General features: G+C 66.6%; 12 protein-coding genes and 4 pseudogenes. 11 read left to right on the top strand and 5 right to left on the bottom strand.

Features of this window, described 5'->3' with window-relative positions; translation table 11 throughout:
- Window positions 1-455 precede the first annotated feature (455 nt).
- The 4 genes from uvrB to C7T91_RS32160 all read left to right on the top strand — a co-directional run bounded on the left by uvrB (window position 456) and on the right by C7T91_RS32160 (window position 4,351).
- Window positions 456-2,651: an excinuclease ABC subunit UvrB gene (gene uvrB, locus C7T91_RS03255; protein WP_108257972.1), complete on the top strand. Its 2,196-nt coding sequence runs from the start codon at window positions 456-458 to the stop codon at window positions 2,649-2,651.
- Between the two features lie 139 nt (window positions 2,652-2,790).
- On the top strand, window positions 2,791-3,366 hold the full coding sequence (locus C7T91_RS03250; RefSeq protein ID WP_236637946.1) for a hypothetical protein: 576 nt from the start codon (window positions 2,791-2,793) through the stop codon (window positions 3,364-3,366).
- Window positions 3,367-3,370: 4 nt separating this feature from the next.
- Window positions 3,371-3,769: a hypothetical protein gene (locus C7T91_RS03245; RefSeq protein WP_108257970.1), complete on the top strand. Its 399-nt coding sequence runs from the start codon at window positions 3,371-3,373 to the stop codon at window positions 3,767-3,769.
- A gap of 273 nt (window positions 3,770-4,042) precedes the next feature.
- Window positions 4,043-4,351, top strand: coding sequence for an SMR family transporter (locus C7T91_RS32160; protein ID WP_161555721.1), 309 nt, complete (start codon window positions 4,043-4,045; stop codon window positions 4,349-4,351).
- Window positions 4,352-4,355: 4 nt separating this feature from the next.
- On the opposite strand, the gene C7T91_RS03235 is transcribed toward C7T91_RS32160, so the two are convergent.
- Window positions 4,356-4,601 carry a hemerythrin domain-containing protein gene (locus tag C7T91_RS03235; RefSeq protein WP_108257968.1) on the bottom strand — a complete coding sequence of 82 codons (246 nt, stop codon included), beginning with the start codon at window positions 4,599-4,601 and terminating at the stop codon, window positions 4,356-4,358.
- A 17-nt stretch (window positions 4,602-4,618) separates the two neighbouring features.
- On the opposite strand from C7T91_RS03235, the pseudogene C7T91_RS03230 reads away from it, so the two are divergent.
- Window positions 4,619-6,844: pseudogene (locus tag C7T91_RS03230) on the top strand (DNA gyrase subunit B); the annotation flags it as partial.
- A 621-nt stretch (window positions 6,845-7,465) separates the two neighbouring features.
- On the opposite strand, the gene C7T91_RS03225 reads toward C7T91_RS03230, so the two are convergent.
- On the bottom strand, window positions 7,466-9,550 hold the full coding sequence (locus C7T91_RS03225; protein WP_161555720.1) for a methyl-accepting chemotaxis protein: 2,085 nt from the start codon (window positions 9,548-9,550) through the stop codon (window positions 7,466-7,468).
- Window positions 9,551-9,962: 412 nt separating this feature from the next.
- Window positions 9,963-11,252, bottom strand: a complete 1,290-nt coding sequence (locus tag C7T91_RS03220; RefSeq protein ID WP_108257966.1) for an MFS transporter — start codon at window positions 11,250-11,252, stop codon at window positions 9,963-9,965.
- Between the two features lie 367 nt (window positions 11,253-11,619).
- Between C7T91_RS03220 and C7T91_RS34590 the strand changes: the two genes are divergently transcribed.
- The 4 genes from C7T91_RS34590 (at window position 11,620) to C7T91_RS03205 (ending at window position 13,576) form a co-directional block, all read left to right on the top strand.
- A complete protein-coding gene (locus tag C7T91_RS34590; RefSeq protein WP_236637945.1) occupies window positions 11,620-11,757 on the top strand; it encodes a hypothetical protein in 138 nt (45 codons plus the stop codon).
- Between the two features lie 53 nt (window positions 11,758-11,810).
- Window positions 11,811-11,933, top strand: a complete 123-nt coding sequence (gene hemP, locus C7T91_RS03215; RefSeq protein WP_236638030.1) for a hemin uptake protein HemP — start codon at window positions 11,811-11,813, stop codon at window positions 11,931-11,933.
- Between the two features lie 71 nt (window positions 11,934-12,004).
- Window positions 12,005-13,267, top strand: coding sequence for an imelysin family protein (locus C7T91_RS03210; RefSeq protein ID WP_108258478.1), 1,263 nt, complete (start codon window positions 12,005-12,007; stop codon window positions 13,265-13,267).
- Between the two features lie 51 nt (window positions 13,268-13,318).
- Window positions 13,319-13,576 (top strand): DUF1289 domain-containing protein, encoded by a 258-nt coding sequence (locus tag C7T91_RS03205; protein WP_108257965.1) that lies wholly within the window; start codon window positions 13,319-13,321, stop codon window positions 13,574-13,576.
- A gap of 19 nt (window positions 13,577-13,595) precedes the next feature.
- Here the strand turns inward: C7T91_RS03205 and C7T91_RS03200 are convergent.
- A pseudogene (locus tag C7T91_RS03200) lies at window positions 13,596-14,008 on the bottom strand (Dps family protein).
- On the opposite strand from C7T91_RS03200, the gene C7T91_RS34585 reads away from it, so the two are divergent.
- Complete coding sequence (locus tag C7T91_RS34585; protein WP_236638058.1) at window positions 13,935-14,153, top strand: hypothetical protein; 219 nt, start codon at window positions 13,935-13,937, stop codon at window positions 14,151-14,153. The pseudogene C7T91_RS03200 and the gene C7T91_RS34585 overlap by 74 nt on opposite strands.
- Window positions 14,154-14,596: 443 nt before the next feature.
- On the opposite strand, the pseudogene C7T91_RS03195 reads toward C7T91_RS34585, so the two are convergent.
- A pseudogene (locus tag C7T91_RS03195) lies at window positions 14,597-15,857 on the bottom strand (IS256 family transposase).
- Window positions 15,858-16,134: 277 nt separating this feature from the next.
- On the opposite strand from C7T91_RS03195, the pseudogene C7T91_RS03190 reads away from it, so the two are divergent.
- A pseudogene (locus tag C7T91_RS03190) lies at window positions 16,135-16,347 on the top strand (IS256 family transposase); the annotation flags it as partial.
- Between the last annotated feature and the right edge of the window lie 48 nt (window positions 16,348-16,395).

The raw sequence follows: 16,395 nt of genomic DNA, 5'->3' as shown, positions 1-16,395 counted from the left end.
TCCTCCGCAAAGTCACGGAATCTATAGGGCGCGGACCCGCTCCGGGCAACGCCGATCATGCCGGAGAACATCCAAGCCCGACATCCGCTGAAGGGAAGAAACGCCGCCTGCCCGGCTTCGGGATGGACCGATGCGGTCCGGGGCTGCGCGGTCCGCAAGCAGGATGGATGCCGGCTCAACCGATAGGGAGCGAGGGGTGGGCGGGTTGCCGGTCATCGCCGGCATCCATTGCCACTGCTTGCGCCCATAGATTACCTTGGGTCATCTTGTTTTCCAAGCCAATTTTCCACCTATGGTTGCAAAGCAATTCGGTCAAGCACTTGCACCCGGAATTTGCCGCGGCCGGCGCCGCGACTCCCCCGCTCGCAGCGGACCCGCCGCGCCATGTCCGCCGCCGCCTTGATCCCCGGGCCATCCAGCTTCACATAATGGCAGGACACGCCGAGGATTGCCCGATGCACAACAACGCCCCCGACCGCCTGCCCGTCCTGCATGCCCCGATGCCCGCGGGCAGCCGCGAGAAGCTCGAGGGCGGCAAGCGCTTCGCCATGAAGACCGAGTTCAAGCCGGCAGGCGACCAGCCCAAGGCCATCGCCGAACTGGCCCAGGGCGTGCGCGACGGCGAGCGCAGCCAGGTTCTGCTCGGCGCGACCGGCACCGGCAAGACCTACACGATGGCCAAGATCATCGAGGAGACCCAGCGCCCGGCGATCATCCTCGCCCACAACAAGACGCTGGCCGCGCAGCTCTACGGCGAGTTCAAGGGCTTCTTCCCCGACAACGCGGTGGAATACTTCGTCAGCTATTACGACTACTACCAGCCCGAGGCCTATGTGCCCCGCTCGGACACTTTCATCGAGAAGGAAAGCCAGATCAACGAGCAGATCGACCGGATGCGCCACTCGGCGACGCGGGCGCTCCTGGAACGCGACGACGTGATCATCGTGGCCTCGGTCTCCTGCATCTACGGCATCGGCTCGGTCGAGACCTATTCGGCGATGACCGTCGACTTGATCGCCGGGAACGAGTACGACCAGCGCAAGGTCATGGCCGATCTCGTGGCGCAGCAATACAAGCGCAACGACCAAGCCTTCTCCCGCGGCAGCTTCCGGGTGCGCGGCGACGTGGTCGAGGTCTGGCCTGCCCACCTCGAGGACCGCGCCTGGCGGCTGAGCTTCTTCGGCGAAGAGCTGGAGGCCATCACCGAATTCGACCCGCTGACCGGCGAGAAGGCGCAGAACTTCGACCAGATCCGCATCTACGCGAATTCCCACTACGTCACGCCGCGCCCGACGATGCAGCAGGCGGTGATCCGCATCAAGGCGGAGCTGCGCCAGCGGCTCGACCAGCTGGTCGGCGAGGGCAAGCTCCTGGAGGCGCAGAGGCTGGAGCAGCGCACCAATTTCGACATCGAGATGCTGGAGGCGACCGGGGTCTGCAACGGCATCGAGAACTATTCGCGCTACCTGACGGGCCGCGCGCCGGGCGAGCCGCCGCCCACCCTCTTCGAGTTCATCCCCGACAACGCGATCGTCTTCGCCGATGAAAGCCACGTCTCGGTGCCGCAGATCGGCGGCATGTACCGCGGCGACTACCGGCGGAAATTCACCCTGGCCGAACACGGCTTCCGCCTGCCCTCCTGCATGGACAACCGGCCGCTCAAGTTCGAGGAATGGGACGCGATGCGGCCGCAGTCCGTCTTCGTCTCGGCGACGCCTGCCGCCTGGGAGCTGGAGCAGGCGGGCGGCGTCTTCACCGAACAGGTGATCCGCCCGACCGGCCTTCTCGATCCGCCGGTGGAGATCCGCCCCGTCGAGATGCAGGTCGACGACCTGCTGGACGAGATCCGGAAAGTCGCCGCCAAGGGCATGCGGACGCTTGCCACCGTGCTGACCAAGCGCATGGCGGAGGACCTGACCGAATACCTGCACGAACAGGGCATCCGCGTGCGCTACATGCATTCGGACATCGACACGATCGAGCGGATCGAGATCCTGCGCGACCTGCGCCTCGGCGCCTTCGACGTTCTCGTCGGCATCAACCTCCTGCGCGAAGGGCTAGACATCCCGGAATGCGGGCTGGTGGCGATCCTCGACGCCGACAAGGAGGGCTTCCTGCGCTCGGAAACCTCGCTGATCCAGACCATCGGCCGGGCGGCGCGGAATGCCGACGGCCGGGTGATCATGTATGCCGACAAGATCACCGGCTCGATGGAGCGCGCGCTGCGCGAGACCAACCGCCGCCGCGAGAAGCAGATGGCCTATAACGAGGAGCACGGCATCACCCCCGAGACGGTGCGCAAGAATGTCGAGGACGTGCTCGCCGGGCTCTACGAGGGCGATACCGACATGAACCGCGTCACGGCGACGGTCGACAAGCCGATGGTCGGCGCCAATCTGGCGGCCCATCTCGACGGGCTGCGCGAGCAGATGCGCAAGGCGGCGGAGAACCTGGAATTCGAGGAGGCCGCGCGCCTGCGCGACGAGGTCAAGCGGCTGGAAGCGGTGGATCTCGCCGTCCACGAAGACCCGCTGGCGCGCCAATCGGCGGTCGAGGAAGCGGTGGAAGCCTCCGCCAAGGCCTCGGGCCGCTCGACCGCCGGCCGCCCCGGCCAGCGCGGCGGGAACGTGAAGCGGCGGAAAAAGAAGTAGAGAAGCGGCGCCTCCATGATACACATCTGAATGCGACGGAGGAGGCGTGGCTCAGATGCGCAGATTGTTCCAGGCAGTCGCTGTGCTGCCGGCCGTGATTGCGGCGGGACAGGTTCCGGCCGGTCCCAGCGGCGCGGAATTGGCCGAGGTCGCGGCACGGGCCTGCGACAGGTCGGGAAGCGGCTACCGCCTGGAGGCCGACGGGACCCTCAGCGCGGAAGCCAGGGCCAGCATCCTGAAACGGCTGGCAGGCGGCGACATCGGCGGGGAAGCCGAGATCTCGGCCAGCCGCTGGGAGGGCGTGGAGCAAGTTCTCCGGGAACACCGGCTGGAGCAGTCACTCGACGAAAACGCCTGCATCCAGCAGATGATGCAGATGCTCATCGACTACGAGTCCCGCCGCCAGAGCTTGGCGCCGCCGCCCGCACCTGCTCCGGCGCAGCCGGACGGGAAGTACGGCGCCCGCTGCATCGAAATCGCCCCCGGGGCGGAGATGATGCTGCCCGTCCGGCGAAACATGTGCCTGACCGGCATCGCGGGAAAGGGCCTGGCCTTGATCAAGAGGGCCGATCCAAGCGTGGTGGTCTACAGCAGCGCCGCAGGACAGACCGTTTCCTGCTACGAGGGCGACAGCTGCAGCTTCGGCTGGGACGGCAGCCCGGTCTTCACCCTGAGGACGATGAACGGCACACCCTATCTGGTATCGGGAGATTGAGACCATGCGGCACCTCGCATTTGCACTGATCCTTCTCGCCTGCCCCGCCGCGGCGCAATCCCCGGCCGCGCCGAGCGATGCCGTCCCGGTTGCCGGCGCCCGCCTCTACCAGGTGACCGAAGGCGTGTTCACGCTCGAGGAGGGCCAGTCGATCGACCTGACGGACGAGCATCTCCTGCTGACGCTGGTCCGCGGCAAGGAGGGCTGCATCGCCGTGCGGATGAACCGCGGAACGGGCTGCGTTGCGCAAGGCGACCGGCTCAACCTGAAATCCCTCGGGAACGGGCCGTACTACATCCGCGGGATGTTCGAGGACAAGAAGACCTGCTTTCTCGACGTCTTCAACCTGCAGAACCTGAAGGGCAGCAAGGCGACGGCCGATTTCCGCCTCCTGTGCTCCTGACGGCTGCGGATGCGGGCCGGCCTGCCCTGGACCCGTCCAGGAGGCGGGCCGGCGGTGCCACGGCCCGCTCCGGATAGCGCGCGGATCGCAATCCTGCCGCCGACGTGCGGATATCCGTGGGCGCCGCAAGCCCCATGCATCGCAGGACATGTCCGGGTCAGGATCCCCTGCCTAGCGCCCCGCCTGCCGCAGCGGCAGGATCGCTGCATTGGGAAGACTGGATGGCACGGGGTATTTCGGATGCAAAGCGCATTGACCGGACTGGGATTTTCTTTGGCAACCGCGCTGGTGGTGATCCTCGGGGACTATGTCATCAAGCTCGCCGCCGACCATGGCGGCACCGCCCGCGGCAGCGCCTACCTGACCTGGGGCTGCCTGCTCTATGTCGTCTCGGCGCTGATGTGGTTCCTCGCGATGCGCCACATCCCGCTCGGCCCCGCCGCCGTCGCCTATTCGGGCTTCACCCTGGCAGGCGCCTGCGCCGTCGGGGTCGTGGCCTTCGGCGAACCCTTCTCGGTCCGCGAGGCCGCGGGGCTGGCCTGCGCGCTGGCCGCGGTGCTCCTGATGCTGCCCGAAGGCTGAGCCACTAGCCCATGCCGTGGCGCAGGATGACCGGCACGATCAGGTCTTCCTCATCCTCGAGATGCCGCTCGAGAAACGGCGCGAAGCGCTCCACCGAGCCCAGCAGCCGCGCCGCCGCCTCGCGGTCCGAAGACGCCCCGATCAGTGCATTGGCCTCGGCCGCGAGCTGCTCCAGCCAGGGATCGAGCGCATGATGGTCGGCATCGAGCAGCGCGAAGCCGCGCTCCAGCCGCGGCTCCAGCCGCAGCATCTCGGGGAAATAGTGGTGTGACCGTGACGATCCATGCCGACAGCTCGGTCTCGGTGCGCGACAACGGCCGCGGCATCCCGGTGGACATCCATCAGGAAGAAGGCGTTTCGGCCGCCGAAGTGATCATGACCCAGCTCCATGCGGGCGGGAAATTCGACCAGAACAGCTACAAGGTGTCGGGCGGCCTGCACGGCGTCGGCGTCTCGGTGGTGAACGCGCTTTCCGACTGGCTGGAGCTGCGCATCTGGCGCGACGGCAAGGAACATTACGCCAAGTTCGAGATCGGCGAGACCGTCGAACATCTGCGCGTCGTGCGCGACGCCCCCGGCGAGAAGGGCACCGAGGTCCGCTTCCTGGCGTCGACCTCGACCTTCTCCAATCTCGACTACAGCTTCAAGACGCTGGAAAACCGCCTGCGCGAGCTGGCCTTCCTCAACTCGGGCGTCCGCATCATCCTGCGCGACGAGCGCCCGGCCGAACCGCTGGAAAGCGAGCTGCATTACGAAGGCGGCGTGCAGGAATTCGTGCGCTATCTCGACCGCTCGAAATCGCCGCTGATTTCCGAGCCGATCTTCATCACCGGCGAGCGCGACGGCATCACCGTCGAGGTCGCGATGTGGTGGAACGACGGCTATCACGAGACCGTCCTGCCCTTCACCAACAACATTCCGCAGCGCGACGGCGGCACCCACATGGCGGGCTTCCGCGGCGCGCTGACCCGGACGCTGAACCTCTATGCGAACAGCTCGGGCCTGGCGAAGAAGGAGAAGGTCACCTTCTCCGGCGACGACGCCCGCGAAGGCCTGACCTGCGTCCTGTCGGTGAAGGTGCCGGACCCGAAATTCTCCAGCCAGACCAAGGACAAGCTGGTCTCCTCCGAGGTCCGCCCGGCGGTCGAGGGCCTGATGAACGAGCGTCTGACCGAATGGTTCGACGAGCACCCCGCCGAGGCGCGCACCATCGTCGGCAAGATCGTCGAGGCGGCGCTGGCCCGCGAGGCCGCCCGCCGCGCCCGCGAACTGACCCGCAAGAAATCGGCGCTCGACGTCGCTTCTCTCCCGGGCAAGCTGGCCGACTGCCAGGCACGCGACCCGCATCTGCGCGAACTCTTCCTGGTCGAGGGCGACTCGGCCGGCGGTTCCGCCAAGCAGGGCCGCGCCCGCGCCAACCAGGCCGTCCTGCCGCTGCGCGGGAAAATCCTGAACGTCGAGCGCGCCCGCTTCGACCGGATGCTGTCCAGCCAGGAGATCGGCACGCTGATCACCGCGCTCGGCACCGGGATCGGCCGCGACGAGTTCGACATCGACAAGCTGCGCTACCACAAGATCGTCATCATGACCGACGCGGATGTCGACGGCGCGCATATCCGCACGCTGCTCCTGACCTTCTTCTTCCGGCAGATGCCCGAGATCATCGAGGGCGGCTATCTCTACATCGCGCAGCCGCCGCTCTTCAAAGTGGCGCGCGGCAAGTCCGAGGTCTACCTGAAGGACCAGGGCGCGCTCGACGACTACCTGATCGAACAGGGCATTGACGGCGCGGCGCTGCGGCTGGGCTCGGGCGAGGAAATCACCGGCGCCGACCTGGCCCGCGTGGTCGACGAGGCCCGCCAGGTGCGCCGCATCCTGCAAGCCTTCCCGACGCATTACCCGGCGCATATCCTGGAACAGGCGGCGATCGCCGGCGCCTTCCTGCCGGGCATGGCCGATGGCGACCTGCAATCGCTGGCCGATACGGTCGCGGCGCGGCTCGACCTGATCGCGCTGGAATACGAAAAGGGCTGGCAGGGCCGCCCGACCCAGGATCACGGCATCCGCCTCGCACGGCTGCTGCGCGGGGTCGAAGAGGTCCGCACGCTCGACGGCCCGGTGCTGCGCTCGGGCGAGGCAAGGCGCCTCGGCAGCTTCACCGAAGCGCTTCAGGACAATTACGCCACCTCCGCCACGCTGCTGCGCCGCGACAAGGGCATCCCGATCCACGGGCCTCTGGACCTGCTGAAGGCGATCCTCGCCGAGGGCGAGCGAGGCCTGACGCTGCAGCGCTACAAGGGCCTAGGCGAAATGAACCCCGACCAGCTCTGGGAAACCACGCTGGACCCCGAGGCGCGGACGCTGCTGCAGGTGCGGGTCGAGGACCTGGCCGAAGCGGATGACCTGTTCACCAAGCTGATGGGCGATGTCGTGGAGCCGCGTCGGGAATTCATCCAGTCGAACGCCCTCAGCGTCGAAAATCTCGACTTCTGACCAAGCGGGACGGCAGTGGGCATCGTCTCCGCCTGCCGTCCCGGATGCCCGATGACGCAACGCAGCGTCGGCCACGGCCTTTGCGCCATGACGGCCCGTGCGGAAAGGGCAACCGGCAGGCACCAAACCGGGCCGAAGCTCCGTCGGCCAAGTTGCCCTGACCGGCTTTCCGCCCGGCGGCACCAGACCTCTCGCCTGCAGCGCCTTCAATCCGCTATGGACGCGCCCCCGCTGCGCAGACATCCGCGCCGCGCACGGCCCCGACCTCAGGCAAGGGGCACCTCGGACAGGGACACCGCAGTGCAAGAACTCCCCTTCTCCGCGCGCCGTTGCTGCCCCGGCGCCAACCGGCATCTCGCTTCCCGCCCCGGAAAATGGGCAGAGCAGGCATCGGGGCAGGCCCGGAAGAACGTTTCCAGCTGACCGGATACGCACCAACCCGCCTCCTTTGCACTGGCAAGCGGACCGGCCGCCGGAAAGCCTTTGGCCCTGCCGGCTGCGGCCGGGCCGCAACGGCACCGAAGCCACGCCATCTGGCGAAGGCTCCCGCGGCCCGTTCTCGGCATGACCGCCATCCTCCAATGGACGCCGTCACGCAGGGGCGGGACGGTCTCCAGCCAGTCACCCGGCCTTTCGCTGATCCCGGACCGCAACAGCAAACCCGACCTCGCCGGATGGAGAGGTTTTGAAGTAATGCGCCTCTTCCTGCATGGCTTCGACCTTGGCGCCGAGACCATGAACAGCCGCATTGGTCTCTTCGGCCATCGCCGCATTCTGCTGGGTGACACGGTCTAGATCGGCAATGGCGCGGTTCATCTCGCTCAGCCCGCCGGACTGCTCCTGCGCCGCCGAGGCGATCGAGAGGCTCAGTTCGAGAATCTCGCTGACCCGGCCGTCGATTTCGCCCAAGGCCGAGCCGGCCTGGCCGACCAGCTCAACCCCCTGCCGGACCTCCAGTCCCGATTCGGAGATCAGCTGGGCGATTTCCTGGGCCGCATCCGAGGATCTCTGCGCCAGCGCCCGCACCTCCGAGGCCACCACCGCGAAGCCGCGTCCAGCTTCGCCGGCACGCGCTGCCTCGATCCCGGCATTCAGCGCCAAGAGATTGGTCTGGAAGGAAATGTCGTCGATGACATTGGTGATCTTCGAAATCTTCTCGGACGAATTGGCGATGCGCTCCATTGCCTCCATCGCATTCTGGACCACCGCGGCGGAACGCTGCGTGTCATCCTTTGCCTGCCGTGCCCGGTCGCGCGCCTCCTGGCTCTGCTGCGCGGTGCCATGCACGGAATTGTTGAGCTGCTCCAGCGCCGCAGCGCTTTCCTCCAGCGTCGCCGCCTGCCGCTCGGTGCGCCGGGACAGGTCGTCGCTCGCGCTGCGGATCGCGGCCGAGTCCGCAACAAGCTCCTGCGACTGCCCCAGAACATCGGCGATCACCATGTCGATCTTGCCCACGGCCCCGTTGAACTTCTCGCGGATCTCGTCGAGATTTCCCAGATGCCGCTCGATCCGGGTCCGCAGGTCGCCCTCGGCCAGCCGGCTCAGCGCCGCGCCGGTCTCGCGCAGGGTGATCTGGAAATTGGTCGTGTCGACGGCGTATTTGACCACCTTGACGATCTTGCCCTCGGCATCGGGGATGGGATTGTAGCTCGCTTCGATGAAGGCCTCGCGCCCGCCTTTGCCGATCCGGCGGAACCGGCCGATCATCGCCTCGCCGCTGCGAAGCTTGTCCCAGAACGCCCTGTATTCCCCGCTCCCGGCGTAATCCTCTTCGACGAACATCGAGTGATGCTTGCCGCGGATCTCGTCCAGATCGTAGCCCATGACCTCGCAGAACTTGTCATTGGCGGTGAGAATATGGCCCTTGCTGTCGAATTCGATCACCGCCTGCACCTTCTGGATCGCCGAGAGCTGCGCGGCCACCTCGGCCTCCCGGTTCTTGGTCCCGGTGATGTCGAAGGCGTATTTCACCACCTTGAACGGCCGCCCCTCGGGATCGACCAGCGTTTCGTAGGTCGCCTCCAGCCACAGCGTGCGGCCATCCTTGGTGACGCGGCGCACCTGTCCGCTTTCGGACGCGCCCGCCCCCAGACGCTGCCAGAACGCCTTGTATTCCGCGCGCTCCGCCTCGCCGGGCGGCATGAAGATGCGGTGATGCTTGCCGCGGATTTCGTCCAGCCTGTAGCCGGTGGCGTCGAGGAAGTGCTTGTTGGCATGAATGATGGTGCCGTCGAGCTCGAACTCGATCACCGCCATCGTGCGCGAGATCGCATCGACCTTGCTGCGGTTGTCCCTGCGCAGAAGGTGGAACTCGGTGATGTCCTGGCCGTAGAAGGCGATCTCGTCGATCTCGCCCGCTGCGTTGGCCAGCGGCGTGTAGGTCTTGGTCAGCCAGACCTCGCCGCCCGATTTCGACTGCAGCGGCGCGATCAATGTCATCGGTTCGCCCCGGCGCAGCGCGTCCCATTGCGCCCGGACCTTGGGATCGTCGCGGTCCTTGCCGCGCATGAGGAAGGCGAAATTCTGGCCGATGGCCTCTTCCGCAGGATAGCCGGTGATCTTCTCGAAGTTGCCGTTGACGGAGCGGATCGTCCCGTCCGGCGCCATGCGGGCGACCATGAACATCGACATGACCCCGTCGAGGGTCCTTTCGGCCTGGGCCTGCGCAACGGGCTTGGCGCCCTTCTTTCCGAAAATCCCGAACATCATCCGTCTACCTGGCCAAAACAGAACACCCTCTTCTCACACGGAGAGTCATAACATTCGGTTCCCGCCGGCCCGGAGAGCCCGTTGGAAAGCCGCGTGACGGCCGCCCGGGCGTCGTGCAGAACGGGACCGCAAGACACCGGAGACCTGACATGCACGATATCCGCACGCCCTGGCGGGGCGTTGCCGCAGCCTTTGCGCTCAACGGGATGCTGCTGGGCAGCTGGGCCGCGCGGGTCCCCGCCGTCCAGGAGCGGCACGGGCTCGGCGAGGCCCAGCTCGGGCTGGCGCTGCTCTGCCTCGGGCTGGGCCGGAGGGGACGGGGCGGTGCGGGAACGTCCCGTTCCTTTGGGACAGGGCCGCCTGCGGAGGCCCCGCGGCGTGGCCGGGCCCGCCGCCGGGACGCGACGGGTCAGGGGCGCGGCTCTTCTTCCTCCGGCTCCTCCTCCTCGGTGTCCTCGATCTCTCCGGCATTCTCCGCGGCCCAGGCGCCTGCCGCCTCCACGGCGACCGGAGAGCTGGTCGGCAGCACGTTCAGGTAGCTTTCGGTCTCCTCCACCGGCGGCGCGGCGCGGCGGGTCATGCGGTAGAGCGCATAGAGCGCAATCGCTGCGAAGGTCACGGCGAGGACCAGCCAGAAGGCATCCGGGCCGGTGCGCTCCATCGCCCAGCCGGTCGCCAGCGGCCCGGCGATGGCGCCTAGGCCGAAGGTGAAGACCAGCCCGCCCGAGGCGGCGGGCATGTCCTCGGCGGCCAGCGTGTCGTTGGTGAAGGCCAGGAACAGCGCGTAGAGCGGCGTCGTCACGCCACCGGCGAGGAAGGCCGCGGCCATCAGCATCCACAGGCTGCCGCCGGTGGTCCAGCCCGCCAGGCAGGCGGCGCCGCCGAGCACGGCCGCCCCGAAGATCAGCCCGCGCCGGTCCATCTGGTCGGACAGCCATCCGATCGGGTATTGCAGCACCAGCGCCCCGGCGAAGAGCATCGCCACGAAGAGCGCGATCTCCGATGTGCCCATGCCGATCTGGGTGCCGAACACCGCCGCCATGCCTGATTGCGTGGCGTAGACCCCGCCGAGCAGGAAGATGCCCACCGTGCCCAGCGGCGAGGCGGCGAAGAGGCGGCGCAGCGGCATCGGCCGGGCAACCTCGACCGCCGGGACCGGCGTGGCCGAGAGCAGGATCGGCGCGAAGGAGACCGAGACCAGGATCGAGGCGCAGATGAACAGCACCGAGGTCCCGGCATCGCCGAGGGTCAGCAGCCCCTGCGCGCCGATGATCCCGAGGGTCTGGGCGATCATGTAGGCCGAAAGCACCTTGCCGCGGGTCTCGTTGGTCGCGGCATGGTTCAGCCAGCTTTCGGCGGTGACGTAGACGCCGGACATGCAGAAGCCGATGAGGATCCGCAGCAGGGTCCAGGTCCAGGGCTCGGGCACCAGCGGAAAGGCGATCAGCGCGGCGGACATGAAGCTGCCGAGCGCGGCGAAGACCCGGACATGGCCGACCCGGCGGATCAGGAGCGGCGTGATCCGCGCGCCCGACAGGAAGCCCATGAAATAGCCCGAGGTCACCACCGACAGCTCGGCCGCGGAAAACCCCTCGATTCCGCCGCGCAGGCCGATCAGGGTGAAATGCATGCCGTTGCCCAGCATGATCAGCACGATCCCGAGCAGGAGCGCCCAGATCCCCAGAAGAACGTTTCCCATGGCCCTTGCGTCAACGCTCCCGTGCAGGTTGTGGTTTTGCGAGTGTCCGGATTCGCGCCGTGCCGGCTGCGACATGCGCGACACTACTCCATTCCTTTGCGACAAGCGCTGCCACATGGAGAGTTTTCCGCATCGCCGCCGGTCCTGTGGGCACCTACGGCGGCCGGTTTGCCGGGCATTCCGGCGGCTTCGGCCTGTTTCTTGGGCGGTCGCGGCGGCCTGTCGCCCAAGGGCACGGGAAATCTTATCCGAGTAAAAAACTCGGATTGCCAATCCTGACAAAACTTGTCAGAGTAACTTCTGTCACAGCCACCCCTCGCCGTGCCTTGGGGAAGCCGATGGATCCCACCGGAGACCCGAGATGCACATGACCCATACCGGAGCCCAGCCCATGACAAGGCTAGCCCCGATGCCCGTGCCCCAGACCTGGGACGCGGGAAACCGGAGCTTCCTGACCCTGCCTTCGCTGGAGGCGCTGCTTGACTGGCTGGAGACGCACAAATGACCTACATGACCAAAACCACTCCTTCCCCCGAAACCGTCATCAAGCGCGACGGCATGCCGCCGCTCTATGATGCGCGCGGCCTGACCGATGGCGGCCAGATCGCGCTGCTGGAGCTCGACGGCCAGATCTACACGCTCAGGATCACCCGGTCCTCGAAGCTGATCCTGACCAAGTGAGCCGGCCCGGCCCCTGAAGCCCCCGGCGCCGCGGCGCCGCTGCCATGCAGACAACGACCAAGGACATTGCGATGCCCAAGATTTTCCTGACTTCGACCGCCCTGGCCGCTGCGCTGGCGGCGCCCGCCTTCGCCGTCGAGAAGACCGATGTTCTCGCCACCTATATCGACATGGGCCAGGCGAAGTTCGAGGACAGCCTGTCCACGGCCAAGGTCCTGCAGGAAAAGGTCGATGCGCTGGTGGCCGATCCGTCGCCGCAGGCGCTGGACGCGGCGCGGCAGGCCTGGCTGGCGGCGCGGATTCCCTACCAGCAATCCGAAGTCTACCGCTTCGGCAACCCGATCGTCGATGACTGGGAAGGCAAGGTGAATGCCTGGCCGCTGGACGAGGGGCTGATCGACTATGTCGACGACGGCTATGGCGGGCCGACCGACGAGAACGAGCTGGCGGCACTCAATGTCATCGCCACGCCGGAATTCACCGTCGGCGGTGCAACCATCGATGCCTCGGAGATCACCCCCGATTTCATCGAGGGCGTGCTGCACGAGGCGGACGGGGTCGAGACCAACGTGGCTTCGGGCTATCACGCGATCGAATTCCTGCTCTGGGGCCAGGATCTGCACGGCCACGAGGCGGGCGCGGGCGAGCGTCCCTGGACCGATTACGCTGCGGGCGACGACTGCACCCACGGCAATTGCGACCGCCGCGGCGATTACCTGAAGGCGGCGGCCGCGCTTCTGGTGCGCGACCTCGAATTCATGGCGTCGCAGTGGCAGGAGGGCGGCGAGGCGCGCGCGGCGCTCGAGGCCGATGTCGATGCCGGGATCGTCGCGATCGTCACCGGCATGGGCTCGCTGTCCTATGGCGAGCAGGCGGGCGAGCGGATGCGGCTGGGCCTGATGCTGAACGATCCCGAGGAAGAGCATGACTGCTTCTCGGACAATACCTACAACAGCCATTTCTACGACGGCGTGGGCATCCGCTCGGCCTATATCGGCAGCTATACCCGCGTCGACGGCACCAAGGTGGAGGGGCCGTCCCTGTCCGAGCTGGTCGCCGAAGCCGATCCGGAGCTCGATGCCGAGCTGCGCGCGAAACTCGACGCGACGGTCGATGCGCTCCTGCAGATGAAGATCGCGGGCGATGCCGGCTTCAAGTACGACATGATGCTCGAGCGCGGCAGCGAAGCGGGCGAGGCGCTGATCATGGGCGGCGTGAACGGCCTGGTCGACCAGACCCGCTCGATCGAGCGCGTGGTGTCGGTGCTGTCGCTGGATGCGGGCGAGTTCGAGGGCTCCGACAGCCTCGATGACCCCTCCGCGGTGTTCCAGTAACGAGTATCCGGGCGGGGGCGCGTCTCCCGCCCGTCAACAGGAGGCCGACGCATGGGCCAGAAGCTTCCCTCTCCCTGTCTCGATGTCTGCAAGTTCCGCCTCGAGGGCGGGCGCTGCATCGCCTGCGCGATGACCAAGAAGCAGAAGAAGGGCTGGAAGAAGCTGTCGAAGGACAAGCACCGCCGCGGGTTCCTGCTCGAGCTGCTCGGCCAGCAGGAAGTGGCGAAATCGGCGAAAGGCTGGCGGCGCGCCTATCTGCGCAAATGCAGCAAAAAGGGCGCCGAGGCGCCCTTCGAGCAATCTGCGTGACCGGGACGGGCCCGCGGGCTCACTCCAGGTGCGATTTCAGCATCCAGGCGAATTTCTCGTGCTTCTGGCCGCGGGCGATGCAGAGGTCCTCGGTCAGGGTGTCGCCGTTGTCGGCGGCCAGCTCGCCTGCGCCTGCCAGGGTCTCGGCCACGGTGCGCTGCGCTTCGAGCATGTAGGCGATCATCTCGCGGTCGGCGGCGCGGCCGTCATGTTCCTTGACCTTGGAGCGCTCGACCATCCCGGCCAGCATGCCCTCGGCATGGCCGCCCAGCATGCGGACCCGCTCGGCCAGCTCGTCTGGCCCTCGAAATGGTCCTCGTAGATGTCCTGGAACAGCGCGTGCAGCGGACCGAAGGCCATGCCCTTGACGTTCCAGTGGAAGTTCTGGGCCAGCATGGTGGTCACGGCGGTCTCGGCGACGCATTGGTTCAATGCGGTGCAGATCGCGGTCTGGGCGTCTTCTCCGAGGGCGGCGGCGGTCTGGGTCATTTCGGGCCTCTCACGTCAAGATACAGGAAAACCGTTCTGGCTGGCGCTTGGCTGGCTGTGCGAGCTGGCATCTTGGCGGGCTGGCTGATCCGGTCGATCTGGCTGGCCTGCGGCTCGCTGTCGTGGCTTAGAACTATTCCAGATCGCGCAGGATGCAAGGCCTAAAAAACCTGACAAAATCCCTTTTTTCTCCGGCGCTTATGCTGCGCCGTAGCCCGAGGAAAATGGTATGGTTTTTGCTCGGGCGCGGCAGCGGCGCCCGTCCTGCGGGCTCAGGCCGGGCGGTCGGGGCGCGAGACCAGCCCGTGCAGCAGGAAGGCCACCGAGCGGCGGTAGTCATGCGGCACGCGGCGGCGCAGCAGGAACCCACCTCAGTTTGCACGCTCCGCGGAGTGCCTGCCTGACCGCGAAACTGGCTGGAAAACAGACCAGTAGCGGGACCGTGCATTCGCCGGATCGCAGCGCGATCGTCTCTCCGCAGAATCCTGCCGCCACGCCTGGGAGATATGCGCGAAAGTTGGTGACGCTTGATCAGGCGGCGGTTTGAAGGTGGCGGACGCCGTCGCGGAATTCACCCCCTTCGATGATCTCCGGCAGACGGTTCCGGCCGTCGAGCTTTCGCCCTTTCGCCTGTGCCGACATCATGAGCCGGAAGGCCATGGCGAGGCCTGTCTTGCGGCTGAGGAAGCCCTTGGTGCGCCGGGTGCGGTGCCGGACGGTGGCGAAAGTGCTCTCGATCGGGTTTGATGTCCGGATGTGTTTCCAGTGTTCGGCAGGATAATCGTAGAAGGTCAGCAGCACGTCGCGGTCCTTGACCAGCTTGGCCACCGCTTTGTCCCATTTCACGCCGTAGGTTCCGACGAAGCGATCGAATGGTTGCTCGGCCTCGGCGCGTGTCCCGGCCTGCCAGATGTCGTGCAGGTGCGCCTTGGCCTTCTGCTGTACCGACTTGGGCAGCGCGTTCAGCACATTCATGGTCTTGTGGACCCAACATCTTTGTTCCCGTGTCGTGGGGAACACCTCGCGCAGCGCGGTCCAGAATTTCAGGGCGCCGTCGCCGATGGCGAGTTTCGGATCCTGTTTCAAGCCGCGCCGCCGGAGATCGAGCAGAACGGCGCGCCAGTTCCCGGCGCTTTCTCGGAAGCCGTCGGTCATGGCCAGAAGCTCCTTGCGGCCGTATTCGTCGGCGCCGACAATCACCAGAACACATTGTTTATATTCGTTTATCTTCGGACATACTCGGCTTGAAGTAGACGCCATCGGCCCAGATGCAGAGAAACCGCCGGGTGCCGAGGTCACGCTTCTCCCAGGCTTCGTGCTCGCTCCACCAGTCCGCCTTGAGCCGCGTGATCGTCTTGGCCGACAGGCCCTTGGCGCCGGGCCCTAGAAGCGCTGAAAGCGCTTCGCTGAAATCGCCCGTGGACACGCCCTTGAGGGAGAGCCAGGGCAACAGCTCCCCCACCGATTTGGCCTTGCGCAGGTACCGTGGCAGGAGGCTGGGCGTGAAGGTGATCTTGTCCTCGCCTGGCTTGAGGTCCCGCACGCGCGGGACTTTCACGGCGACCGGACCGACCCCGGTCAGGATCTCGCGCTCCGGCAGATGTCCGTGCCGCACCAGCCTGGCCCGACCGTCTTCGAGCTTGTCTTCGGCGAATGCCGCAAGCAGTGCGGCCAGCTCCGCCTCGACCGCCTGCTCGATCAGCTTGCGCGCACCATCGCGGATAAGGTCCGTCAACGGATCTGGCGACAACCCCGATGGATCGGGCAGCGTGCTGATGGTAGTCTCCGACATGTGGCATATCCCTTTCTCAGCAGAGAATTGACGGCGCGTCGACACCGCCATGATATGCCGCCCCTCAGGGCATCACCAACTTTCGCGCGTTACTCGCGGTCTGTGGACTGAATACACTGCAAAGCTCAACGCTTGGAAACGGTCGTGGCCGCTGTGCCCGCGAAACGCGCAATAAGGTCGTGTCGCGAATGTGGTGGAAAATGCCGAGCGGCGTGCTCCGGGCATGTGAAATTGGCTCCGTTCAAGCGGCGCGAGCTATGGCGGAAATTTGGTGATGGGGCCTGAGAAGGCGGCGTATCGTGGCGGGTGCCGGACGGCCGCCAGCGTGTCGATCCCGGTGCAGCGCCAGAAGGTCCGCGACCGGGCGGCCGGTGTGCCCGAGGACAGGAAGATCCGGTTCGGCTCGAGCATCCTGCCGCGATGGGCCCGCCGGTCGCGCAGCCTGGATGCGCTGCTGCCGGTGCTCTACCTGCGCGGCGTCTCCGCGGGCGGATAGTGTCCGAGCACGTGGTGTAATTTCAGCGCCGTCGACGGTGTG

The sequence above is a fragment of the Mangrovicoccus ximenensis genome (assembly GCF_003056725.1).
In the GTDB taxonomy this organism is placed as follows: Bacteria; Pseudomonadota; Alphaproteobacteria; order Rhodobacterales; family Rhodobacteraceae; genus Mangrovicoccus; species Mangrovicoccus ximenensis.
The sequence above is the reverse complement of the archived record's forward strand: the minus strand, read 5'-3'. Positions and strand labels throughout refer to the sequence as shown.

What these genes read in the sequence shown, in the direction of transcription:
- C7T91_RS34590 (WP_236637945.1), top strand. Translation starts at nt 11,620, where the DNA reads ATGACCCATACCGGAGCCCAGCCCATGACAAGGCTAGCCCCGATGCCC.
- C7T91_RS03235 (WP_108257968.1), bottom strand. Translation starts at nt 4,601, where the DNA reads ATGCTGCGGCTGGAGCCGCGGCTGGAGCGCGGCTTCGCGCTGCTCGAT.
- C7T91_RS03205 (WP_108257965.1), top strand. Translation starts at nt 13,319, where the DNA reads ATGGGCCAGAAGCTTCCCTCTCCCTGTCTCGATGTCTGCAAGTTCCGC.
- C7T91_RS03245 (WP_108257970.1), top strand. Translation starts at nt 3,371, where the DNA reads ATGCGGCACCTCGCATTTGCACTGATCCTTCTCGCCTGCCCCGCCGCG.
- C7T91_RS03225 (WP_161555720.1), bottom strand. Translation starts at nt 9,550, where the DNA reads ATGTTCGGGATTTTCGGAAAGAAGGGCGCCAAGCCCGTTGCGCAGGCC.
- C7T91_RS03210 (WP_108258478.1), top strand. Translation starts at nt 12,005, where the DNA reads ATGCCCAAGATTTTCCTGACTTCGACCGCCCTGGCCGCTGCGCTGGCG.
- uvrB (WP_108257972.1), top strand. Translation starts at nt 456, where the DNA reads ATGCACAACAACGCCCCCGACCGCCTGCCCGTCCTGCATGCCCCGATG.
- C7T91_RS34585 (WP_236638058.1), top strand. Translation starts at nt 13,935, where the DNA reads ATGCCCTTGACGTTCCAGTGGAAGTTCTGGGCCAGCATGGTGGTCACG.
- C7T91_RS03220 (WP_108257966.1), bottom strand. Translation starts at nt 11,252, where the DNA reads ATGGGAAACGTTCTTCTGGGGATCTGGGCGCTCCTGCTCGGGATCGTG.
- hemP (WP_236638030.1), top strand. Translation starts at nt 11,811, where the DNA reads ATGCCGCCGCTCTATGATGCGCGCGGCCTGACCGATGGCGGCCAGATC.